Genomic DNA, 6,406 nt, shown 5'->3' with positions numbered 1-6,406 from the left:
TAACATTACCCGGATGAAAGAGCCCCCTGCCGACCGTGAAGAATTCGCGCAGGAGACCAATAAACTCGAGAAGTATTTCAGCCCGAAGCCTGGCGAAGGCGACTAGAAAACCCACAACGGTCACATGACAGTTGTTAAATAGTCGTTTTTCTGATACATATTGACAGTCAAACTTTTGGGGAGCCTGCAAGAAACCTCCGGTGCTGCTGTTTCGGTGTCACGGGGGCTCGTAGGCTCCTGTTGCGTAGAAAGGCTACCAATACATGGCAAATAAGGCACAGGGTGATACTCAGGACCTCGTTTTCGAGATTGGCCAATCCGTGGTTTATCCGGCACACGGCGTCGGCAATATCACAGCAATCGAAAAACAGACCGTCGCTGGCATGTCACTCGAAGTCTATGTCGTCTCCTTCGACCAGGACAAGATGATCCTTCGTGTTCCAACCAATCGTGCAGAGGCCTCCGGCATGCGTTCGCTGGCAGGCTCCAAGCTCGTCGACGATGCGCTGAAGACGCTCGGCGGCAAGGCCCGCATCAAGCGGACCATGTGGTCGCGCCGCGCGCAGGAATATGAAGCGAAAATCAATTCCGGTGATCTGATCTCCATCGCAGAAGTCGTTCGCGACCTGCACCGCGGTGAAGACCAGCCCGAACAGTCCTATTCAGAGCGCCAGCTTTACGAGAGCGCCCTGGACCGGATGGCCCGAGAACTGGCCGCTGTCGAAAATACTGATCACGACGCTGCGATGGAGCGCCTTGCAAAGTCGCTCGCCAAGAAGAAGGCCGCATAAGCGTCTACAGTTTGCGTAAAGTAGATTGGTGAAAGCCCTGCCTGTCTGGCAGGGCTTTTTCTTTGCGCGCCAAAAAAATTTCCAAAAAATGAATGGCGGCGTGATCCGGCAGGCCTCGGCACTCGTAAAACGGGTAAACATAGGCAAGTTGGAGTAGATGCATGGCCACTTCGAGAAGCGCCGAAGCCGCTGACCGCCGGTTTGTCCGGACCGCGATGAACAAACCCATGCTGAGCCAGGAGCACGAGCAAAGTCTCGCGATCCGCTGGCGCGATGAGCAAGACGAGCGAGCGCTTCACGAACTGACGAGCGCCTATATGCGCCTCGTCATCTCCATGGCCTCCAAATTCCGCCATTACGGCCTGGCTGTCTCGGACCTCGTCCAGGAGGGCAATGTCGGCCTGATGCAGGCGGCGGCCCGCTTCGATCCGGACCGGCAGGTTCGTTTCTCGACCTATGCGTCCTGGTGGATCCGCTCCTCGATACAGGATTTTGTTTTGCGAAACTGGTCGATCGTGCGCACCGGCACGACGGCGGCGCAGAAATCCCTGTTCTTCAATCTCAAGCGCCTGCGCGCCAAGATTGACGACACGTCCGATGGCACGATGACCCCTGAAAACCGCCAGTGGATCGCCACCCATCTCGGCGTGCCGGAACGCGATGTGGAATCCATGGCCTCGCGCCTTTCCGCCTCAGACCGCTCGCTCAATGCGCCGCTCGCGACCGACAGCGAAGCCCAGTGGCAGGATCTTCTGGAAGACGAAAACGCCGTGACCGAGGATGATGTCATGGAGCGGCGCGATAGCGAGCGCCGCAAGCACTGGATCGCAGAAGCGCTGAAGACCCTCACCGACCGCGAAACCCTGATCATCAAGGAGCGCCGGCTCACCGATGACACGGTGACGCTCGAGGTTCTGGGCAAGCGTCTTGGCATTTCCAAGGAGCGCGTGCGCCAGATCGAACACCAGGCACTTGGCAAACTGCGCACGGCGCTCGTCACCATGGTCGGCGACCCCGAAGAAACAGGCCTGATACCTGTCAGCTGATTTCCTCCCTCATCAAAAAAGCTGACATGACTGGGCTGCGAGTGATCTTGCAGCCCCTTTTTTTGTCCCCATATCTCATTCAGAGACAGGCCGCTGCTGAGCAGGGCCTGGCTGAAACCAGTTTCCGGATGCAGCCTCTGCTGGTCCGGTTTTACAACACCAATCTGCCTTTCAAAGGGGATAGACATGAATTTTGATACCTATACCGAGCGCGCGAGGAGCATCATCCAGACCGCGCAAACGGCCGCACTGGCGGCCGGCCACCAGATATTCCTGCCCGAACACATCCTGAAAGCTTTGCTTGAGGATCGCGACCGCATGGCGGCCAATCTTATCCGCGCGGCCGGCGGCAATCCGGAGCTTGTGCAGCAGAAGACGGACGAAGCGCTTCGCGCCCAGCCCTCCGTCAGCGGCGGCGATGCGGGCCTGCGTCTCGACCAGAAGACGGCCAAGCTTTTCGCGGATGCTGAAGCGCAGTCCAAAAAGGCCGGCGACAGCTATATCACGGTCGAGCGCCTGCTTGCCGCCATGGCGGGCCTGTCAGGCTCAAAAGCGCATGAGGCGCTGAAAGCTGGCGGGGTCGATCAGGCCGGGATCGAGGCGGCCGTGACGCAGCTTCGTCAGGGCCGCACGGCCGATACCGAGAATGCTGAAGAAGGCTATGAGGCGCTGAAGAAATATACGCGCGACCTCACAGCCGATGCCCGCTCGGGTAAGCTCGATCCAGTTATTGGACGCGACGAGGAAATCCGCCGCACGATCCAGGTGCTCTCGCGGCGCTCGAAGAACAATCCTGTGCTCATCGGTGAGCCCGGCGTCGGCAAGACCGCCATCGCCGAAGGCCTCGCCCTGCGCATCATCAATGGCGATGTGCCGGAAAGCCTCAAGGACAAGCGCCTGCTTGCGCTCGACATGGGCGCACTGATTGCCGGTGCGAAGTTCCGCGGCGAGTTTGAGGAACGCCTCAAGGCCGTGATCAAGGAAATCGAGCAGGCCGAAGGCGGTGTGATCCTGTTCATTGACGAGATGCACACGCTTGTCGGCGCCGGCAAGACCGATGGCGCGATGGATGCGTCCAACCTTCTGAAACCTGCGCTCGCACGCGGTGAGCTTCACTGCGTCGGCGCAACGACGCTGGATGAATACCGCAAATATGTCGAAGGCGACGCGGCCCTCGCCCGCCGCTTCATGGCCGTCTATGTCGACGAACCGACAGTGCAGGACACCGTCTCCATCCTGCGCGGCCTGAAAGGCCGGTATGAGGCCCACCACGGCGTACGCGTGTCTGATGCAGCGATCGTGTCGGCCGCGACGCTATCGAACCGCTACATCACCGACCGCTTCCTGCCGGACAAGGCGATCGACCTGATGGATGAAGCTGCATCCAGGCTTCGGATGCAGGTAGACTCCAAGCCCGAGGAACTCGACGAGATCGACCGCCGCCTGCTCCAGCTCAAGATCGAGGCTGAAGCGCTCAAGAAAGAGAAGGATCAGGCCTCCAAGGACCGGCTGGAAAAGATCGAAACCGAAATCGCCGACCTCCAGGCCCGCTCTGACGAGCTGACCACCGCCTGGGCCGCCGAAAAGGACAAGCTGAAAGGCGCCGCGTCTGCCAAGGATGAGCTCGACAGGGCGCATTCGGAAATGGCCGAAGCCCAGCGCCGCGGCGATCTCTCAAGGGCGTCCGAGCTCAAATATGCGGTCATCCCGCAGCTTGAAGAGCGCATTGCCGCCGTCGAGAAAGCCGAAACCGATGAGGGCAGCGAAGAGCCCTCCGGCCTCGTCTCCGAAGTCGTCCGCCCTGAGCATATCGCAGGCGTCGTCTCTAAATGGACCGGCATTCCGGTCGACAAGATGATGGAAGGCGAACGCGAGAAGCTCCTCAAGATGGAAGAGGCGCTGCACGCCCGCGTCGTCGGCCAGGATGAAGCCCTCGCAGCGGTCTCGAACGCGGTTCGCCGTGCCCGCGCCGGCCTGCAGGACCCGAACCGTCCGATCGGCTCCTTCCTGTTCATCGGCCCGACAGGCGTCGGCAAGACCGAGCTGACCAAGGCGCTCGCCGAATTCATGTTCGACGACGAGTCCGCTGTGCTCCGCCTCGACATGTCGGAGTTCCAGGAGAAGCATTCGGTGGCCCGCCTGATCGGTGCGCCTCCCGGCTATGTCGGCTATGAGGAAGGCGGCGTGCTGACAGAAGCTGTCCGCCGCAGGCCTTACCAGGTCGTCCTGTTCGACGAGGTTGAGAAGGCCCACCCGGACCTCTTCAACACACTGCTACAGGTGCTCGATGACGGACGCCTGACCGATGGCCATGGCCGCACGGTCGACTTCCGCAACACGATCATCATCATGACGTCGAACCTTGGCGCAGACGCTCTGGCAACCGGCGATGCCGGCGAGATAAGCGCCGCCCAGCGCGACGCCGTGATGGGGGCCGTGCGGGCGCACTTCCGCCCGGAATTCATCAACCGGATCGACGAGATCGTCTTCTTCAGCCGGCTTGGCCGCGACGAGATCGACTATGTCGTCGACATCCAGATGGATCGGCTGTCCAGGCTGCTGGCCGAGCGCAAGATCGAGGTCGAGCTGACCGAAGAGGCCCGCACATGGCTGGCCGATCGCGGCTACGACCCGGTCTATGGTGCACGGCCCCTGAAGCGCGTCATCCAGAAGGAGCTCCAGGATCCGCTGGCCCGGCTCGTCCTTGAAGGCAAAGTCGCTGACAGCTCGACGGTCACGGTCGATGTCGAGGGCGACACGCTGTCCATCAACGGCGTGCCGAACGACTTCGCCAAAGGCGCTGCGGCCCTGAACTAGGCCTTATAAGACAGATAGCTTACCCGCCACCCGGTGCCCCGCGCGCCGGGTGGTGCTTTTCCAGGAAGGCAAGCGTCTCGGTAAGCACCGTGTTGCGCACATCCGATGTCCGCAGGAAATGGTCTTCCTTGCCGAGGCTGACGACCCGCACATTGTCTCTCTCGCCAAGGGATTTGGAGAAGCGCTCGGTCTGAGCCGACGGCACGACGAGATCCTCCTCGCCATAGAGCAGCAGCATGGGCTGGGTGAGCTGCGAGCCAAAGGCAAGCGGCACAATCTGGTTGCGAACCGCTTCATCGGAAAACCGGTCGGCGCCAAGATATCGTTCCCAGTATTCCGCGCCTTCCGAGCCGTCATTATAGTGCCCGATCAGCGCGAAGGGCTCCGTGACGCCATTGACCGACACCAGACAGCGCGAGCGCTCTGCATCCTTCACACCCATCATCAGCGAGGCGTACCCGCCATAGCTGGCCCCGATGACGCAATAGGCGTTGCTGGCCACAAGCCCCTCGCCGATCGCCCATTTTCCAGCATCGGCGATATCGTCGATCATCCGCCCGCCAAACTCGCCAAAGCCTGCATTTCTGAACGCCTGGCCATAGCCTGAAGAGCCCCTGAAGTTCGGCTGGAGCACGAGATAGCCTTCTGCGGCATAGGCCTGCGCCCACCAGTCAAACCCCAGCCCGTCGCGCGATTCAGGGCCACCATGCGGCATGATCACAGCCGGGAAAGGCCCCTCCGCCGCCGTCTTGCCAACCGGCAGGGTGACAATCACCTCCATCGCCAGACCATCGCGCGTCTCGATGGTCTGCGCGCTCACGGCGCCCAAGGGCGCGCCAACAAGATGCGAGGCCGCACTGCCGAGCGAGCCGAGCTGGCCCGACGCCTTGTCGAAGACGTAATAGTCTGCCGCGCTGCCGGGTGATGCGGCAGACACTGCAATCTTCGTTTTCGCCGCATTCCACGAGACCAGATTGACGCGCTTGTCCGGCAGGGCCTTGCTGAGCTGGGCATGCACGGCTTTCAGCGCAGGATCGATGAAGACCTGCTGGGTCAGTCCGTCGAAATACTCAAAGCCGACAAGCCCGCGCGTATAGCTGTCCTCGATCGGGTTCGCGCGGCCCGCAACAGTGCCGTCAATTGTGATCGGCTCCATCGCGCCATCCTCCAGCGACATGTAGTGGATGCCGTCCGCATCGCCGACATCGCGGAAGACGACAAGTTTGCCGGCCGTCTGGTCGTAGCCATAGACGTAGAGCTCGGTGACGCCCTCGGTGCTGTAGGAATAGATCGTCTGCCGCCCGCTGACGATCTCGACCCGGTTGGATGACTTGCTGCGAACAAGCTCGGCAACAACCTCGCCGTCCCTGTCATACCAGGCATCGAGTGTCGCCGGCCCGAACGTCTTCTGCTTGCGCGATTTTCCTGTGCCCAGATTGGCCTTGTGGGTCGAGAGCGTCCATCCGCCCCCCCGGTCCTCAGGCATCAGGCTGCCGAGCCCGCCGGACGCATTGCCCGAAACGTAGACATAAACCTCGACAAGCACATTCCGGTCGTCATCGGCCAGTACAGAGACGACATTCTGCGTATCGAGCAGGTGGCCCTCATCCTTCATCAGAAGCGCCGGCGCCGCCTTCTCGACATCATAGGAAATCGTGCGCTGGAAATCATATTGCTGCTGGCCGTCCACCGTCTGGATAGACTGGTATTGCGAGGCGTTGATCAGCAGAAAATCCTCATTTGCCCAGTAAA

General features: G+C 60.9%; 5 protein-coding genes. 4 read left to right on the top strand and 1 reads right to left on the bottom strand.

What is annotated here, in order from left to right; translation table 11 throughout:
- The 4 genes from WA989_RS07915 to clpB form a co-directional block, all read left to right on the top strand.
- Positions 1–106 (top strand): DUF3470 domain-containing protein (locus WA989_RS07915; RefSeq protein WP_424339961.1); only part of this gene is annotated, 106 nt, incomplete at its 5' end.
- Positions 107–263: 157 nt separating this feature from the next.
- Complete coding sequence (locus tag WA989_RS07910; protein WP_424339960.1) at positions 264–791, top strand: CarD family transcriptional regulator; 528 nt, start codon at positions 264–266, stop codon at positions 789–791.
- A gap of 161 nt (positions 792–952) precedes the next feature.
- Positions 953–1,837, top strand: coding sequence for an RNA polymerase factor sigma-32 (locus WA989_RS07905; protein ID WP_424339959.1), 885 nt, complete (start codon positions 953–955; stop codon positions 1,835–1,837).
- Between the two features lie 186 nt (positions 1,838–2,023).
- The gene (gene clpB / locus WA989_RS07900; RefSeq protein WP_424339958.1) at positions 2,024–4,654 is read left to right on the top strand and encodes an ATP-dependent chaperone ClpB; all 2,631 of its coding nucleotides are present in this window, start codon (positions 2,024–2,026) and stop codon (positions 4,652–4,654) included.
- 19 nt (positions 4,655–4,673) lie between these two features.
- Here the strand turns inward: clpB and WA989_RS07895 are convergent.
- Positions 4,674–6,406: alpha/beta hydrolase family protein (locus WA989_RS07895; protein WP_424339957.1), on the bottom strand; the 1,733-nt coding region annotated here is incomplete at its 5' end.

It is taken from the genome of Henriciella sp. (genome assembly GCF_049649345.1).
Taxonomy (GTDB): Bacteria; Pseudomonadota; Alphaproteobacteria; order Caulobacterales; family Hyphomonadaceae; genus Henriciella.
Note: the sequence above shows the minus strand (reverse complement) of the source record. Positions and strands in the feature narration are given on the sequence as shown.